The sequence below is a fragment of the Streptomyces swartbergensis genome (assembly GCF_002148965.1).
Lineage (GTDB): Bacteria > Actinomycetota > Actinomycetes > Streptomycetales > Streptomycetaceae > Streptomyces > Streptomyces swartbergensis.
This window is the reverse complement of record NZ_NGFN01000046.1, coordinates 17,285-33,234: the sequence shown is the minus strand read 5'-3', so window position 1 is coordinate 33,234 and position 15,950 is coordinate 17,285. Positions and strand designations below refer to the sequence as shown.

At 71.9% G+C, this 15,950-nt stretch carries 14 protein-coding genes and 1 pseudogene; 7 read left to right on the top strand and 8 right to left on the bottom strand.

From position 1 onward, the window contains the following. The coding region (locus tag CA983_RS10755; RefSeq protein WP_244206781.1) for an ATP-dependent helicase at positions 1-4,346 on the bottom strand (4,346 nt) is incomplete at its 3' end. Between the two features lie 130 nt (positions 4,347-4,476). Here CA983_RS10755 and CA983_RS10750 point away from each other — a divergent pair. From CA983_RS10750 to CA983_RS10740, 3 genes and pseudogenes are all read left to right on the top strand, one after another. Further along, a pseudogene (locus tag CA983_RS10750) lies at positions 4,477-5,451 on the top strand (AraC family transcriptional regulator). Continuing rightward, positions 5,391-6,053: an AzlC family ABC transporter permease gene (locus CA983_RS10745; RefSeq protein WP_244206780.1), complete on the top strand. Its 663-nt coding sequence runs from the start codon at positions 5,391-5,393 to the stop codon at positions 6,051-6,053. The pseudogene CA983_RS10750 and the gene CA983_RS10745 overlap by 61 nt, the downstream one beginning before the upstream one ends. Beyond that, a complete protein-coding gene (locus tag CA983_RS10740) occupies positions 6,050-6,361 on the top strand; it encodes an AzlD domain-containing protein (protein ID WP_086600652.1) in 312 nt (103 codons plus the stop codon). Before CA983_RS10745 ends, CA983_RS10740 begins: the two co-directional genes overlap by 4 nt. Here CA983_RS10740 and CA983_RS10735 read toward each other — a convergent pair whose 3' ends face one another. Further along, positions 6,362-7,306 (bottom strand): hypothetical protein, encoded by a 945-nt coding sequence (locus CA983_RS10735; RefSeq protein ID WP_086600651.1) that lies wholly within the window; start codon positions 7,304-7,306, stop codon positions 6,362-6,364. 80 nt (positions 7,307-7,386) lie between these two features. Here CA983_RS10735 and CA983_RS10730 point away from each other — a divergent pair, with 80 nt between their 5' ends. The 4 genes from CA983_RS10730 (at position 7,387) to recX (ending at position 11,222) form a co-directional block, all read left to right on the top strand. Next, complete coding sequence (locus CA983_RS10730) at positions 7,387-7,581, top strand: DUF3046 domain-containing protein (RefSeq protein ID WP_086600650.1); 195 nt, start codon at positions 7,387-7,389, stop codon at positions 7,579-7,581. A gap of 84 nt (positions 7,582-7,665) precedes the next feature. Further along, the gene (locus CA983_RS10725; protein ID WP_086600655.1) at positions 7,666-8,949 is read left to right on the top strand and encodes an AI-2E family transporter; all 1,284 of its coding nucleotides are present in this window, start codon (positions 7,666-7,668) and stop codon (positions 8,947-8,949) included. A gap of 254 nt (positions 8,950-9,203) precedes the next feature. Next, positions 9,204-10,328: a recombinase RecA gene (recA, locus tag CA983_RS10720; RefSeq protein WP_086600649.1), complete on the top strand. Its 1,125-nt coding sequence runs from the start codon at positions 9,204-9,206 to the stop codon at positions 10,326-10,328. 3 nt (positions 10,329-10,331) lie between these two features. Then, positions 10,332-11,222 carry a recombination regulator RecX gene (gene recX, locus CA983_RS10715; RefSeq protein ID WP_086600648.1) on the top strand — a complete coding sequence of 297 codons (891 nt, stop codon included), beginning with the start codon at positions 10,332-10,334 and terminating at the stop codon, positions 11,220-11,222. A 49-nt stretch (positions 11,223-11,271) separates the two neighbouring features. On the opposite strand, the gene CA983_RS10710 is transcribed toward recX, so the two are convergent. The 6 genes from CA983_RS10710 to CA983_RS10690 form a co-directional block, all read right to left on the bottom strand. Next, positions 11,272-11,697, bottom strand: coding sequence for a rhodanese-like domain-containing protein (locus tag CA983_RS10710; protein ID WP_086600654.1), 426 nt, complete (start codon positions 11,695-11,697; stop codon positions 11,272-11,274). A gap of 17 nt (positions 11,698-11,714) precedes the next feature. Continuing rightward, a complete protein-coding gene (locus CA983_RS10705; RefSeq protein WP_425276441.1) occupies positions 11,715-12,185 on the bottom strand; it encodes a cupin domain-containing protein in 471 nt (156 codons plus the stop codon). 215 nt (positions 12,186-12,400) lie between these two features. Then, on the bottom strand, positions 12,401-12,472 hold the full coding sequence (locus CA983_RS49160) for a putative leader peptide (protein WP_309544753.1): 72 nt from the start codon (positions 12,470-12,472) through the stop codon (positions 12,401-12,403). A gap of 132 nt (positions 12,473-12,604) precedes the next feature. Continuing rightward, positions 12,605-14,212 (bottom strand): FAD-dependent monooxygenase, encoded by a 1,608-nt coding sequence (locus CA983_RS10700; protein WP_086600646.1) that lies wholly within the window; start codon positions 14,210-14,212, stop codon positions 12,605-12,607. A gap of 176 nt (positions 14,213-14,388) precedes the next feature. Then, positions 14,389-15,285, bottom strand: coding sequence for an amino acid ABC transporter permease (locus tag CA983_RS10695; RefSeq protein WP_086600645.1), 897 nt, complete (start codon positions 15,283-15,285; stop codon positions 14,389-14,391). Continuing rightward, entirely contained in the window at positions 15,282-15,947 is a 666-nt protein-coding gene (locus CA983_RS10690; protein WP_086600644.1) for an amino acid ABC transporter permease, read from the bottom strand. The genes CA983_RS10695 and CA983_RS10690 overlap by 4 nt, the downstream gene beginning before the upstream one ends. Positions 15,948-15,950 lie beyond the last annotated feature (3 nt).

Sequence of the window (15,950 nt, the reverse complement as noted above, 5' to 3'; positions counted from 1 at the left end):
GGGTGGTCGTTGGAGAGGAACGAGTCGTCCTGCCCGGCGAAGTCATGGGAGGGGAACGGGTCGAGATCGGCGACCGGTGGGGGGCCGGGCAGGTCCTCGCCGCGGTCGCGGGCGTTGGACACCGCGCGCAGGCGGTCCACGGCACCGTCCATCGCGAACTGCGCGGCGCCGAGCCCCTCCACCACATAGCCGCGGCGGGCCTGGCCGCTGTCCTCGAAGGCGGACAGGACGCGGTACGTCGCCGAGAACCCGCCCTCGACGCCCTCCGCCGAGACCGCGCCCCTGGTCACCACGCCGTGCCGGTCGAGGAGGGTGCGGGCGAGGGCGTGGGCCCGCACCGTGGGGTCCGGCTCGTGGGCCGGGAGCAGGGACCAGCGGCCTGCGACCGTCGGTGGACCGGAGCGGGAGGTGGCGGGGCGGGCCGCGGCCGTCAGGGAGCCGTAGCGGCCGCGCGGGACCGTGCGCTTGGCGCGGTGGGCCGTGGAGCCGGCGGTACGGCCCGAGCCGAGCAGGGAGCGCATGGGAGCGAGCGYGTCGTTGGTCAGGCGTCCGGACCAGGCCAGGTCCCAGATGACGTCGGCCAGTTGGGGATCGGTGGCGTCGGGGTGGGTGGTGGCGCGGACCTGGTCGGCGATCTGGCGGAAGAACAGGCCGTAGCCGCCGGAGAGGGCGTCCAGGACGGACTGGTGGAGAGCGGTCAGCTCCAAGGGGTGCGGGGGCGGCAGAAGCAGGGGGGCCGCGTCCGCCAGGTAGAGGGAGACCCAGCCGTCCTTGCCGGGGAGGGAGCCCGCCCCGGCCCAGACCACCTCTCCGGCGGCGGTGAGCTCGTCCAGCATGGCCGGGTTGTAGTTCACGACCCGGGAGGGCAGGACCAGCTTCTCCAGGGCGGAGGCGGGCACGGACGCGCCCTGCAGCTGCTCGATGGCGCGCACCAGGCCGTCGATGCGGCGCAGGGAGTGACCCTTGCCGATGTGCTGCCACTGGGGAAGGAACTGGGCGAGGGCGGCCGGCGGCACCGGCTCCAGCTCATGGCGCAGGGCGGCCAGGGAGCGGCGGCGCAGGCGGCGCAGGACGGCCGCGTCGCACCACTCCTGGCCGATTCCGGCCGGGTGGAACTCGCCCTGGACGATCCGGCCCGCCGCGGCCAGCCGCTGGAGGGCGCCCTCGGTGACGGCCACGCCCAGGCCGAAGCGGGCCGCCGCCGTGGTCGAGGTGAACGGGCCGTGGGTGCGGGCGAAGCGCGCGAGGAGGTCGCCGAGCGGGTCCTTGACGGGCTCCGTGAAGGCTTCCGGGACGCCGACCGGCAGGGCGGTGCCCAGGGCGTCGCGCAGCCGGCCCGCGTCCTCGATCGCCGCCCAGTGGTCGCTGCCCGCGATCCGGACCCGGATGGCGCGGCGGGCGCCGGCCAGCTCCTGTGCCCAGTGCGGTTCGGCGCCCCGCTCGGCCAGTTCCGCCTCCGTCAGCGGGCCGAGGAGGCGGAGGAGGTCCGCGACGCCCTCGGCGTCCTTGACGCGGCGGTCCTCGGTCAGCCACTGAAGCTCCCGCTCCAGCTCCGTCAGCACCTCCGCGTCGAGCAGCTCACGCAGCTCCGCCTGGCCCAGCAGCTCGGCCAGCAGCCGTGAGTCCAGCGACAGGGCCGCGGCGCGGCGCTCGGCGAGCGGTGAGTCACCCTCGTACAGGAACTGGGCGACGTAGCCGAAGAGGAGGGAGCGCGCGAAGGGGGACGGCTCGGGAGTGGTGACCTCGACGAGGCGCACCTTGCGGGACTCCAGGTCGCCCATCAGCTCGACGAGACCGGGAACGTCGAAGACGTCCTGGAGGCACTCGCGGACCGCCTCCAGGACGATCGGGAACGAGCCGAACTCACTCGCCACCTGGAGCAGCTGGGAAGCGCGCTGGCGCTGCTGCCACAGCGGCGTGCGCTTGCCCGGGTTGCGGCGCGGCAGCAGCAGCGCGCGGGCGGCGCACTCGCGGAAGCGGGCCGCGAACAGAGCCGAGCTGCCCACCTGGTCGGTGACGACCTGGTCGACCTCGCCCTTGTCGAAGATGACGTCCGCCGCGCCGACCGGTGCCTGCTCGGCGTCGTACTCCCGGCCCGTCTTCACCGGCTCCTGGTCGAGCAGGTCCAGGCCCATCAGGTCGGCGTCCGGCAGGCGCAGCACGATGCCGTCGTCGGCGTGCATGACCTGCGCGTCCATGCCGTACCGCTCGGAGAGCTTCGCGCCGAGCGCGAGCGCCCAGGGGGCGTGCACCTGGGCGCCGAAGGGGGAGTGCACGACCACGCGCCAGTCGCCGAGCTCGTCGCGGAAGCGCTCCACGACGATCGTCCGGTCGTCCGGGACGTGCCCGCAGGCCTCGCGCTGCTCGTCCAGGTACGACAGCACGTTGTCCGCCGCCCAGGCGTCCAGGCCGGCGGCGAGGAGGCGGAGCCGGGCGTCGTCCTTGGGCAGTGAGCCGACCTCGCGCAGGAACGCGCCCACCGCCCGGCCCAGTTCGAGGGGGCGGCCCAGCTGGTCGCCCTTCCAGAAGGGCAGGCGGCCCGGTACGCCCGGGGCCGGGGAGACCAGGACGCGGTCGCGGGTGATGTCCTCGATGCGCCAGGAGCTCGTGCCGAGCGTGAAGACGTCGCCGACGCGGGACTCGTAGACCATCTCCTCGTCGAGCTCGCCGACCCGGCCGCCGCCCTTCTTGGGATCGGCGCCGGCGAGGAAGACGCCGAAGAGGCCGCGGTCGGGGATCGTGCCGCCGGAGGTGACGGCGAGGCGCTGTGCGCCGGGGCGGCCCGTGATCTCGCCGGTGACGCGGTCCCACACCACGCGCGGGCGCAGCTCGGCGAAGGCGTCGGACGGGTAGCGGCCGGCCAGCATGTCGAGGACCGCCGTGAAGGCGGACTCGGGCAGCGAGGCGAAGGGGGCGGCCCGTCGGACGGCGGCGAGGAGGTCGTCGAACTGCCAGGTGTCCAGGGCCGTCATCGCGACGATCTGCTGGGCCAGGACGTCCAACGGGTTGGCGGGGACCCTGAGGGACTCGATGGAGCCGGTCCGCATGCGCTCGGTGACCACCGCCGCCTGGACCAGGTCGCCGCGGTACTTCGGGAAGACCACGCCGGTGGAGACCGCGCCCACCTGGTGGCCCGCCCGGCCGACGCGTTGCAGGCCGGAGGCCACCGAGGGGGGTGATTCGACCTGGACCACCAGGTCGACCGCGCCCATGTCGATGCCCAGTTCGAGACTGGACGTGGCGACGACCGCGGGCAGGCGGCCCGCCTTGAGGTCCTCCTCGACCAGGGCACGCTGCTCCTTGGAAACCGAGCCGTGGTGCGCACGGGCGATGACCTGTGGCGCCCCCTGGGCGGCTCCCGAGCCGCCCATGAGCTCGGCGGGGGAGTGGTGCTCGTCGAGGGTCTCGCCCGTGGCTCGCTCGTACGCGATCTCGTTCAGGCGGTTGCACAGGCGCTCCGCGAGGCGGCGGGAGTTCGCGAAGACGATCGTGGAGCGGTGGGACTGGACGAGGTCGGTGATCCGCTCCTCCACATGCGGCCAGATCGACGGGCGCTCGGCGCCCTCCGAGCCGTCCGCCACCGGGGAGCCGCCCAGCTCGCCCAGGTCCTCGACCGGGACGACCACGGAGAGGTCGAACTCCTTGCCCGACTCCGGCTGGACGATCTCCACCTTGCGGCGGGGCGAGAGGAATCGAGCCACCTCGTCGACCGGGCGGACCGTCGCGGAGAGGCCGATGCGGCGGGCCGGCTTCGGAAGGAGGTCGTCCAGTCGCTCCAGGGAGAGCGCGAGGTGGGCGCCGCGCTTGGTGCCCGCGACCGCGTGCACCTCGTCGAGGATCACCGTGTCCACACCGGTCAGCGCGTCGCGCGTGGCCGAGGTCAGCATCAGGAACAGCGATTCGGGGGTGGTGATCAGGATGTCCGGCRGGCGGGTGGACAGGGCGCGGCGCTCGGCGGCGGGGGTGTCGCCCGAGCGGATGCCCACCTTGACCTCGGGTTCGGGCAGGCCCATCCGTACGGACTCCTGGCGGATGCCGGTCAGGGGGCTGCGGAGGTTGCGCTCGACGTCCACGGCCAGGGCCTTCAGGGGGGAGATGTACAGGACCCGGCAGCGCTTTTTGGGGTCGGCGGGGGGAGGGGTCGAGGCGAGCTGGTCCAGGGCGGCGAGGAAGGCGGCCAGGGTCTTGCCGGAGCCGGTGGGGGCGACGACCAGCACGTCCGAGCCCTGGTGGATGGCCTGCCACGCGCCAGCCTGGGCGGTGGTGGGCGCGGAGAAGGCGCCCGAGAACCAGGCGCGGGTCGCGGGGGAGAAGGTGTCCAGGGCTCGGTGTGCATTGCTGGCCATGCGTCCATCGTGCACCTCGCCACTGACAACGGGTGCCTCCGGCGGTCGGGCCTGGGCGCTTGCTCGCCGGTGGTGGGTTCGGACGCGTGGGGCTTGCCGCCGGGCGCTCGGGGCCGCGGACAATGGTCGTATGAGCGAGCGCGCGCGGCATTGGCAGTACGACGAGCTGCCCGGGGTGGATCTGCTGCGGGCCCGGTATGTGCGCAAGACGTTCGTGCGGCACACGCACGAGAACTTCGTGATCGCCGCCATCGCCGACGGGGTGGAGGTGTTCCACCACGGTGGGGGTGATCAGTACGCGGGAGCCGGGGCGCTCGCGCTGGTGAATCCGGATACTCCGCACACCGGGCGAGCCGGTGTGCCCGAGGGGTGGCGGTACGGGGCCGTGTATCCGTCCGTCGATGTGGTGGCGGAGATCGCGGCCGAGACCACGTCGCTGCGGGGGACACCGGGGTTCGTCAGCCCGGTGATGGACGATCCGTATGCCGTCGGGCTCGTGCATCAGGTGCTCCGGGCCGCCGACGAGGGCAACGCGTTGGCCGCGGACACGCTGCTGCGGGTCGCCGTGACCAGGCTGCTGCAGCTGAACGGTGGGCCCATGCCGCGGCGGGAGGTGCGGACGGCGGGGGCCCGGATCGCCGCACGCGCGCGTGCGGTGCTGGAGGAGCGGATGGCGCGGCCGCCGAGCCTGGAGCGGTTGGCGGCCGAGCTCGGGACCGGTCCGTTCGCGTTGTTGCGGGCCTTCCGGGACGCCTACGGGATGCCGCCGCACGCGTGGCTCACCGATGCGCGGGTACGGCGGGCGCGGCGGCTGCTGGACCTGGGGACGGCGCCCTCGGAGGTCGCCGTGGCCGTGGGGTTCACCGATCAGCCGCATCTCAACCGGCACTTCAGCCGGATCGTCGGTGTGCCCCCGGGGGCGTACCAGCGGGAGCGCAAGAACGTACAAGACGTGCGGTAGCGGCTCCTCGTAGCGTGCGGGGCGTGGCAGATCGGACAGCTCTCAAAGACTCGGAGACCGGTGGGAAGGCGGACCGTGCCGTCGTGCGGGACGCCCTGGGCGTCGGGGTGGCCGTCGGGCTCTCCGGGTTCGCCTTCGGGGTGACGTCGGCCGGCAGCGGACTGACACTGATGCAGACCTGCGCGCTCAGTCTGCTGGTGTTCACCGGGGCCTCCCAGTTCGCCCTGGTGGGGGCCCTCGCGGCCGGTGGCGGCCCGTTCACGGCGGCGGCCGGGGCCTTCTTCCTGGGCGTGCGGAACGCCTTCTACGGCCTGCGGCTGTCGCAGTTGCTGGCCCTCCCGCGCGCGGTGCGGCCGTTCGCCGCCCAGTGGGTGATCGACGAGACGACCGCCGTCGCGTTGGCACAGCCCACGCGGCGCGCGGCGCGGATCGGGTTCGTCGTGACCGGGCTGAGCCTGTACGTGCTGTGGAACCTCACCACGCTGCTCGGGGCCCTGGGCGCCGGCACCCTCGGGGACACCGACGCGTGGGGACTGGACGCCGCGGGGCCCGCGGTGTTCCTGGCGCTGCTCGCGCCGATGCTGAAGACCGGCACCGAACGGGCCGTCGCCGGGCTCGCCGTGCTGCTGGGGCTCGGGCTGCTGCCCGTGCTGCCCGCCGGAGTGCCGGTTCTGATGGCCGCGCTGGCGGCGCCGGTCGTGCTCTGGGCGGACGGCCGGCGCAAGGGACGGGGGGACGAGGAATGAACGTCTGGATCGCGATCGGTGTGACCGTCCTCGGGTGCTACGCCGTCAAGCTGGCCGGGCTGCTGGTGCCCGCCGGAGTTCTTGAGCGGCCCGTCGTCAAGCGCCTTGCCGCGTTGGTGCCCGTCGCGCTGCTGGCGGCGCTCACGGCCCAGCAGACCTTCGCCGACGGGCAGGTGCTGGTCCTGGACGCGCGGGCCGCCGGGCTCGGAGCCGCGGCCGTGGCGCTGGTGCTGCGCGCCCCGTTCCTGCTCGTCGTCGCGGCGGCCGTACTGGTGACCGCGGGAGTGCGGGCCATGGGCGTGGGGTGATCAGCCGAGGGCGCGACCGTGGGACCGGAGCGTGCGCAGGGCCTCGACCGTCACCAAGGGGCGTGCCTCCAGGGCGGGTGCCGGGGCCCACTGACGCCACCGTACGGGCCAGCCGCCGTCCTCCTGCTGCTGGGCCGCGAGGTGGTCCAGGGAGCGCGCCATCTCGTCGTCCGTGAACCACGCGCGCGCGAGCGACTGCGGTGTCCTCGCGTAGTCGTACGGGAAGTGGTGCTCACCCGGCGCGTAGCCGGGGGAGACCGGGTACGCGTCCAGGTCGTCGGGGTCCAGGGCCGCGAGGCGGTGTGCGCGTACCAGGCGGCCCAGGCGGCCGGCGGCAGCCTCCGCGCGCGGGCGGTCGGGGGCGGAGTCGAGAAAGGTCACGGCGGCCTCGATCTCGTACGGGTGGGACTCTTCCAGGGACTCGACCGCCTGCCAGCAGAAGTCCGTGGCCCGGAACAGCCAGGCGTGCCACACCTCGTTGCGATGCAGCAGCCCCACCACCGGCCCGGTGGCCAGGAGAGCGCTGGGCGGGTCGTCCACGACCGGCACGAAGGGGGCCGTCGGGTAGCCGCGCTGGCTCGGGTGGATCGCCGGGAGGGCACCGTCAGCCGTGGAGACGGACGTCAGGTAGCGGCAGATGCGTTCCACACGCTGTCCGGCGCAGCGTCCCACGGCGTCCAGGACGCGCAGGGCGTGGGCGGTGTGCAGCGGCTGGCTGACCGGGCCGCGCAGATCGGGCTCCAGCGCGTGGCCGTACCCGCCGTCCTCGTTGCGGTAGGCGTCCAGGGCGGTCTCCACCGGGTCGGCGGCGCCGCCCCGGAAGTGGTGGGCGAAGAGGCGCTGCTCGAGCACGCGCGCGGTGAGCCAGACGAAGCGTTCCGCGCGCGCCACGGAGGTGTGCGGCGGGGGCGACTGGGGGAGTGAGGGAGCTCCTGTTTCGGCCATGGGTCAGACCGTAGGGCGGAAAACGGTGCCGGCAGGCGGTCCCGGCTCAGGCCCACCCCCAGGGGCGGGATACTTGACTCATGCGGTTGACGGTCTTCTGGCAGCGGATGGCGGAGCACTTCGGTCCGGGCTACGCCGACACCTTCGCACGCGACCATGTGATGTCGGATCTCGGCGGGCGCACCGTGCACGAGGCCCTCGACGCGGGCTGGGACGCCAAAGAGGTCTGGCAGGTGGTGTGCGCGGTGATGGACGTGCCGAGGGAGAAGCGTTGACTCGTCGTGGAGACCGCTGACCGGCGGCCCATGAAGATCGCAGGCGGGCAGACGGCTGTCGGTGGTGTGGGCGAGACTTGGTGCGTGGCACGCACTGACGAGACCGGGCAGGAAGCCCAGCAGTCCTCCCCGTTCGGTACGACTCCGCCCGCCCCGCCCCCCGTCGGCGGGGCCGCCGGGCCGAACGGCCGTATGCCGCGCTGGCTGCCGCGCGCCCTGGTGCTCGCTCTCGCCCTCGTCGCCGTCTTCCAGCTGGGCAGCTGGGCCTTCCACCAGCTCACCGGCCTGCTGATCAACATCCTCATCGCGTTCTTCCTGGCGCTCGCCATCGAACCGGCGGTGAGCTGGATGGCCTCGCGCGGTGTGCGCAGGGGACTGGCCACGTTCGTCGTCTTCATCGGTGTGATCATCGTGTCGGCGGGCTTCGTCACGCTGCTCGGCTCCATCCTGGCGGACCAGATCATCAAGATGATCGAGGGCTTCCCGGCCTATCTCGACTCCGTCATCAACTGGGTCAACACGCACTTCAAGACCGACCTGAAGCGTGTGGACATCCAGGAGGGCCTGCTCCGCTCCGACTGGCTGCGCAACTACGTGCAGAACAGCGCCACGGGTGTCCTGGACGTGTCCGCCCAGGTCATCGGGGGTCTCTTCCAGCTGCTGACGATTGCGCTGTTCTCGTTCTACTTCGCCGCGGACGGCCCGCGACTGCGCCGCACGATCTGCTCCCTCCTGCCGCCCGCACGGCAGGCCGAGGTGCTGCGCGCGTGGGAGATCGCCGTGAACAAGACCGGCGGCTACATCTACTCGCGCGGCCTGATGGCGCTGATCTCCGGCGCAGCACACTTCGTTCTGTTGCAGGCCCTGGACGTGCCCTACGCGCCCGTGCTCGCCGTGTGGGTGGGCCTGGTGTCGCAGTTCATCCCCACCATCGGCACGTATCTCGCGGGCGCGCTGCCCATGCTGATCGCGTTCACGGTCAACCCCTGGTACGCGCTGTGGGTGCTGATCTTCGTGGTGATCTACCAGCAGTTCGAGAACTACGTGCTCCAGCCGAAGCTGACGGCCAAGACCGTCGACATCCACCCCGCGGTCGCCTTCGGCTCGGTCATCGCGGGCACCGCGCTCCTGGGGGCGGTCGGCGCGCTGATCGCCATCCCCGCCATCGCCACGCTCCAGGCCTTCCTGGGGGCGTACGTGAAGCGGTACGCCGTCACGGACGACCCCCGGGTGCACGGCCATCGCCGACGCGGGGAGGGGCCGAGCCTCGTCACGCGCGCGAGGCAGCTGTGGGCACGGCGGGCAGGGACGGAGCGGGCCGACGTTGGGGGCTCCGAGAGCGGGGGCTCCGGGAAGAGCCAGGCCTGAGTCGCTGCGCCCTGCCGCGCGGACGTGTCGCGTGGTGCCGCACGGAGGTGCCGTGTGGTGCGCTTGACACAAAAATCGAACATCCATTCTTATGGAGTCTCCGGCGAAGCTCAACGACGGGCAGTTCGACGTACTTTGGGTGGAGATGTGCCCGAGTTATCCACAGGCCGGACGTGCGTCGGGGCGCATTGTCAGTGGCAGGCGTTAGCGTCTTTGACGTGAAGCGATCGACTCAAGCAAATCGGGTGGAACCCATGGCAGGAACCGACCGCGAGAAGGCCCTGGATGCCGCTCTCGCACAGATTGAACGGCAGTTCGGCAAGGGCGCGGTCATGCGCATGGGTGACCGGGTCAACGAGCCCATCGAGGTCATTCCGACCGGGTCCACCGCCCTCGACGTGGCCCTCGGCGTGGGCGGCCTGCCGCGCGGCCGTGTCGTCGAGGTCTACGGACCGGAGTCCTCCGGTAAGACCACCCTGACCCTGCACGCGGTGGCGAACGCGCAGAAGGCCGGCGGCCAGGTCGCCTTCGTCGACGCGGAGCACGCACTCGACCCCGAGTACGCGAAGAAGCTCGGCGTCGACATCGACAACCTCATCCTCTCCCAGCCGGACAACGGCGAGCAGGCCCTGGAGATCGTGGACATGCTGGTCCGCTCCGGAGCTCTCGACCTCATCGTCATCGACTCCGTCGCGGCGCTCGTCCCGCGCGCGGAGATCGAGGGTGAGATGGGCGACAGTCACGTGGGTCTTCAGGCCCGCCTGATGAGCCAGGCCTTGCGAAAGATCACCAGCGCGCTCAACCAGTCCAAGACCACCGCGATCTTCATCAACCAGCTCCGCGAGAAGATCGGCGTGATGTTCGGCTCCCCGGAGACCACGACCGGTGGTCGGGCCCTGAAGTTCTACGCCTCGGTGCGCATCGACATCCGCCGCATCGAGACCCTGAAGGACGGCACGGACGCGGTCGGCAACCGCACCCGCTGCAAGGTCGTCAAGAACAAGGTCGCGCCGCCCTTCAAGCAGGCCGAGTTCGACATCCTCTACGGTCACGGCATCAGCCGCGAGGGCGGCCTGATCGACATGGGCGTGGAGCACGGCTTCGTCCGCAAGGCCGGCGCCTGGTACACGTACGAGGGCGACCAGCTCGGCCAGGGCAAGGAGAACGCGCGCAACTTCCTGAAGGACAACCCCGACCTGGCCAACGAGATCGAGAAGAAGATCAAGGAGAAGCTGGGCGTCGGCGTGCGCCCCGAGAAGCCGGCCGCCGAGCCGGGCACGGACGCGGCGGTCTCTCCGGCACCGGCCGACGCGGCGGCGGTTCCCGCCCCGGCACCGGCCAAGTCCGCCAAGTCCAAGGCCGCCGCAGCCAAGAGCTGACCCGTGACACGACGAACCGACTGGGCGGAGTACGAGTACACCGCCTCCGGTGCCCCACGAGGGAGGGGCACCGGAGGGGAGACGGGCTCGGCCGTGGACGGGGCGGATGCGTACGGGGAGGACCGGTTGTACGGGGACGACCGGCTGCACGGGGACGGCGGGCCGTACGGGGACGGCGGGCCGTACGGGGATGCCTCCCGGGGCAGCGGCTCGTCCGGCACCGGCTCAGCCGGCAGAGGCTCACGCGGAGGCGGCTCGCCCAGGGACGGCTCGCGTGACGGCGGGTCGCCTGACGGACGTGGACGCGGGCGCCGCCGGCGTGGCTTCGGCGCGGCGGTTGCCGAGGACGGAGGTTCCCTCTCCTCGTCGAGGGCCGAGCAGGAGGAGCCTCCGGGGGACCCGGTCGAGCAGGCCCGGGCGATCTGCCTGCGCCTGCTCACCGGGACCCCGCGGACCCGCAAGCAACTCGCCGACGCCCTGAGCAAGCGGCAGATCCCGGACGACGCCGCCGAGGAGGTGCTGTCGCGGTTCGAAGAAGTCGGCCTCATCAACGACAGCGCCTTCGCGGAGGCCTGGGTGGAGTCCCGGCACCACGGCCGAGGGCTGGCGCGGCGTGCGCTCGCCCGGGAGCTGCGGACCAAGGGCGTCGACTCCACGCTGATCGACGAGGCCGTTTCCCAGCTCGACTCCGAGCAGGAGGAGGCGACCGCGCGGGAGCTCGTCGCGCGGAAGCTCCGCTCCACTCGTGGGCTCGACCGGGACAAGCGCATCCGACGCCTCGCGGGCATGCTCGCCCGCAAGGGCTACTCCGAGGGCATGGCCCTGCGCGTGGTCCGGCAGGCGCTGGAGGAGGAGGGTGAGGACACCGAGTTCCTCGGGGGCGAGGGGTTCTGAGGCGAGGGCCAGACCCTCGTGCGGCCACGCCCGCTGTCGAGATGCCGGGTCACGCCACCGGCAGCCCCGCCGCCCGCCAAGCCTGGAACCCGCCGACCAGATCGGTGGCCCGGTGCAGTCCAAGCTGGTGCAGGGACTGGACCGCCAGGCTGGAGGCGTACCCCTCGTTGCAGATCACGACGACGCGCAGGGCGTGGCTCGTGGCCTCCGGGAGACGGTGGCTGCCCTGCGGGTCGAGGCGCCACTCCAGCTCGTTGCGCTCGACGACGAGGGCGTCCGGGATCAGACCGTCCCGTTCACGCAGGGCCGCGTAGCGGATGTCCACCAGCAGCGCGTCACCGGCGCGAGCGGCCTCGTAGGCCTCCCGCGGCTCGATCCGCTCGTAACCCGCCCGTACACGCTCCAGCAACTCGTCGATGCCGACGGCACGTTGGGCACGGCCGCTGCCGTCGCCCGTGCTGCTGCCGTCGCTCACCCGCTCGTGCGTCGCGCTCACTGCCAGTCCTCCGGTCGCTCCACCTGTTCGAGCCGCAGGATCGACCCGCTGCGGCTGTAGCGGCGGATCTGCGGCAGGGGCGGGTAGTAGGCGTGGACGGAGATCGCGTGCCGGTCGAGGGACTCGTTGAGCACCTCGTGGACGTGGTGACGGCCGAAGGCACGGCCCTGGCCGGACGGCAGCCGGCGTTCGCGGTCGACACCGTCGGTGAGTTCCAGGGTCTTCCAGCCGTCGGTGGGCAGCCGCGCGGCGAGCGAGTACTCCTTGAGCTCACCCGACGCGGTCAGGAAGGCGCCGACGGAGTCGGCGTGGTCGTGCCATCCGGTGCCCGTGCCGGGCGGCCAGCCGATCAGCCAGGCCTCACTGCCGCCGGGCCCGTCCAGCCGCACCCAGGTGCGGCCTTCCGGGTCGAGCGGCAGGGAGGCGATCAGCTCGGTGTCGGCGGCCGTACGCCGCACGAAGTCCAAGAGGTCGGCCTGAGTGGGCGCCGAAACGGCGGCGGAGACAGACGAGGAGCCGGAAGCGGAGCCGGAGGAGGAGACATCGGAGGAGGCGGAAGGGGACACGAAAGGGGATACAGACACGGGTGCCGTCCTGAAGGTCCTGATGAGGGTTCGCGATCAGGCGCGCCGGCCGCGGCAGACAGAGCGCGGCGCACGCACAGAGCAAGAGGGATGCGAAGTCAGCAGGACGGGCGACACACGCAGCCCGCATAGCGGACGAGGTCCATATGGACCCTCCGCCACAGGCGCACACAGGTGTCGGTCACGCACCGGAGTACACCATGACCGCCCGGACCGGTCAACTCACTGTCACCATGCGGACGCACGGTGACAGTGAGCACGTCACCCCAATGTCGACGTTGATGTCGATGTTGATGTCGACGTCAGCGAGATCCGGCTGGCGCACCGGCTTCGGCCTGCGCCTTCGCCGGTCCGCCCACCGTGGCCTCCGCCGCCGCGTACAGGTCGTCCGGGCGCACTCCGCTCAGCGCGGTGACGAGGTGCCCGTCGGGGCGGACCAGGAGCACCGTGTGCGCGGCAGCACCCGGATAGCTCTCGGCGACCAGCAGCTCGGCGGGGTGCGGCAGCGCCGTGACCGCGGCCGCGAGCCGGGGCATGATGCCGGCGCCGACCCAGTGCTTGCGCTCCCACACACCCGTGCCCGGCGCGATCAGCACCACGAGCAGGGCGCCGCGGCCGAGGCGGTCCCGGAGCCGTACGAAGGTGCCGTCCTCCGCGGTGACCCGTACGTCGGTGACCGGCGCTCCGGGTGGTGTGTCGACGGGGGTCTCTCCTTCGAGGGGTCCGGGCGCGAGGGGCGAGTCGGCGTACGCCCCCGGCGCGCCGAGCTGGCCGAGCCCCAAGTGACCGTCCGTGAGGAGCGCGTCGTGGCCCCGGGACGAGCCGGGGACGTAGGAGCGCAGGCCTCCGCCGCCGCGCAGCAGCGGCAGAGCCTGGTCGGCGGCGCGCAGCCGGGCGGCGACGACCGCCCGGCGCTCGGTCTGGTAGCTGTCGAGGAGCGCCTCGTGCGGCCCGTGGTGCCAGGCCAGGGCCAGCTTCCAGGCGAGGTTGTCGGCGTCCCTGAGGCCCTCGTCCAGCCCGTGCGTCCCCAGCGCGCCGAGCAGGTGTGCCGCGTCCCCGGCGAGGAAGACGCGGTCGGCGCGCCAGCGGCGGGCCAGACGGTGGTGGACCGTGTGGACGCCGGTGTCCAGCAGGTCGTACGGCGGGGTCGTGCCGCCCGCCCAGCCGGCCAGGGTCTCCCGGATGCGGGTCAGCAGCAGCTCGGGCGTGACCAGGTCCTTGCCGGGCGGCAGGAGCCAGTCCAGACGCCAGACGCCGTCCGGCAGCGGGCGCGCGGTGACCTCGCCGGCCGAGGGGCCCGACATGCGCCACGGCGGCATGCGGTGCAGCAACGCCTCGTCGTGCCAAGGCAGTTCCGTACGCAGCGCGGCAACGGCGTGACGTTCCACCGCTGTACGGCCCGGGAAGCGGATGTCCTGGAGCTTGCGCACGGTCGAGCGGGGGCCGTCGCAGCCGACCAGGTAACTACCGCGCCACCAGGTTCCTTTGGGACCGCGGGTGTGGGCCGTGACGCCCGAGGGCTCCTGTTCGAGGCCGTCGAGTCGGCTCTCCACCACGACTTTGACGAACCGTTCGCCGGAAAGGGCCGCGCGCAGGGCGTCGGTCAGCACGTGCTGGGCGATGTGCAGGGGAGCGGGCTCGGTGCCGTCGAAAACGATCTCGCGCATCACCTGCTTGCGCCGCATCGACCGCCATCCGGCCCAGTGGGCGCCGGCCCGGGACAGGGGCACGCCGGTCAGTCGTTCCACGAGAGCGGCGGTGTCCTCGCGCAGGACGACGGTGCGCGCCGCACGGGGTTCGTCCTTGCCCGGCCCCTCGTCGAGGACGACAGACGGCACCTCCTGGCGCGCCAACGCCAGGGCGAGCGTGAGCCCGACCGGCCCCGCTCCGACAATGATCACCGGGTCCACGGCGCGGCGCCCCCTGCCCGTGGTGATGTCCTGAGAGACGTAGGTGAACAGGAAGTTGGAGCAGGGTGCACGATCACAGAACGTATGCAACCCATTGCCGGTGCTTGCGTCAAGTGACGAGGGGCAGTGGCGATCATGCCACTGCCCCTGAGTGTGTCATGTGGGTTGACCGAGTGTCAGATGGTGCCTCCGGCGCCGGTCCCGGCTGTACCGGCGATCTCCGCGTCGTCCACGCCCACGACAGCACCCGTCGACTTCTTGGCCCGCCGCAGCCGGCGCTCCAGCCAGCTCGCGAACGACGTGAGGGCGAAGTTGAGCGCGATGAAGAGCACGGACACGACCGTGAAGCTGGCGATGACGTTGGCGCCGTAGTAGCCGCTCATCGTGTTCGCCGAGGCGAGAAGCTCGGGGAAGGTGAGGACCGCGCCGCCGAGGGCGGTGTCCTTCACGATCACGACCATCTGGCTGACGATGGCAGGCAGCATCGCGGTGACCGCCTGCGGCAGCAGGACGAGCCGCATTTCCTGGTTCTTGCGCAGGCCGATCGCCATGGCCGCCTCGGACTGGCCCTTGGGCAGGGAGAGGATGCCCGCCCGGACGATCTCCGCGAGGACCGAGGCGTTGTACAGCACCAGGCCCGTGACGACCGCGTACAGCGGGCGGTCGTCGGAGGGGACGTTGGTGTACTCGGCGAACAGGGCGTTCCCGAAGATCATCAGGATCAGCACGGGGATGGCCCGGAAGAACTCGACGACGGTCGCGGCCGGCACCCGGATCCAGGCGTGCTCCGACAGCCGGGCGATACCGAAGACAGCGCCGAGCGGAAGCGCGATGATCATGGCGAGCGCAGCGGCCTTCAGCGTGTTCTGCAAGCCGGGCCAAATGTACGTCGACCAGGCCTCGGTGCCGGTGAAGAAGGGCTCCCACAGCGGCCACGCGAGCTGGCCCTTTTCGTCAAGGGTCCGGTACACCCACCACAGCAGGGCCACCAGGGCGACCAGGAAGACCACCGTGAACAGGACGTTGCGCCGCTTGGCGCGGGGCCCCTGCGCGTCGTAGAGAAGGGAACTCATCGCTTCACCGCCACCTTCTTGCCCACCCAGCCGAGGATCAGACCGGTCGGCAGCGTCAGCACCACGAAACCGAAGGCGAAGATCGCGGAGATCAGGAGCAGCTGGGCCTCGTTCTCGATCATCTCCTTCATGAGGAACGCCGCTTCGGCGACACCGATCGCCGCGGCCACCGTGGTGTTCTTCGTCAACGCGATCAGTACGTTCGTCAGCGGGCCGACCGCCGAGCGGAACGCCTGCGGCAGCACGACCAGCCACAGCACCTGCGAGAAGCTGAGGCCGATCGCCCGGGCCGCCTCCGCCTGCCCGACCGGCACCGTGTTGATGCCGGACCGCACCGCCTCGCACACGAAGGCCGAGGTGTAGACGATCAGACCGAGCACGGCAAGCCGGAAGTTGACCGCCTCGGTGCCCTCTGCGCCCAGGCTGACGTTCAGAGTCTGGTACAGGCCCAGCGAGGTGAACAGGATGATCACGGTCAGCGGGATGTTCCGCACGAGGTTGACGTAGGCGGTCCCGAAGCCGCGCATCAGCGGCACCGGGCCGACACGCATGGCGGCCAGCAGGGTGCCCCAGACCAAGGAGCCGACGGCTGAGAGCAGAGCGAGCTGGACCGTTGTCCAGAAGGCTCCCAGCAGGTCGTAACCTTCAAGAAAGTCGAACACGAT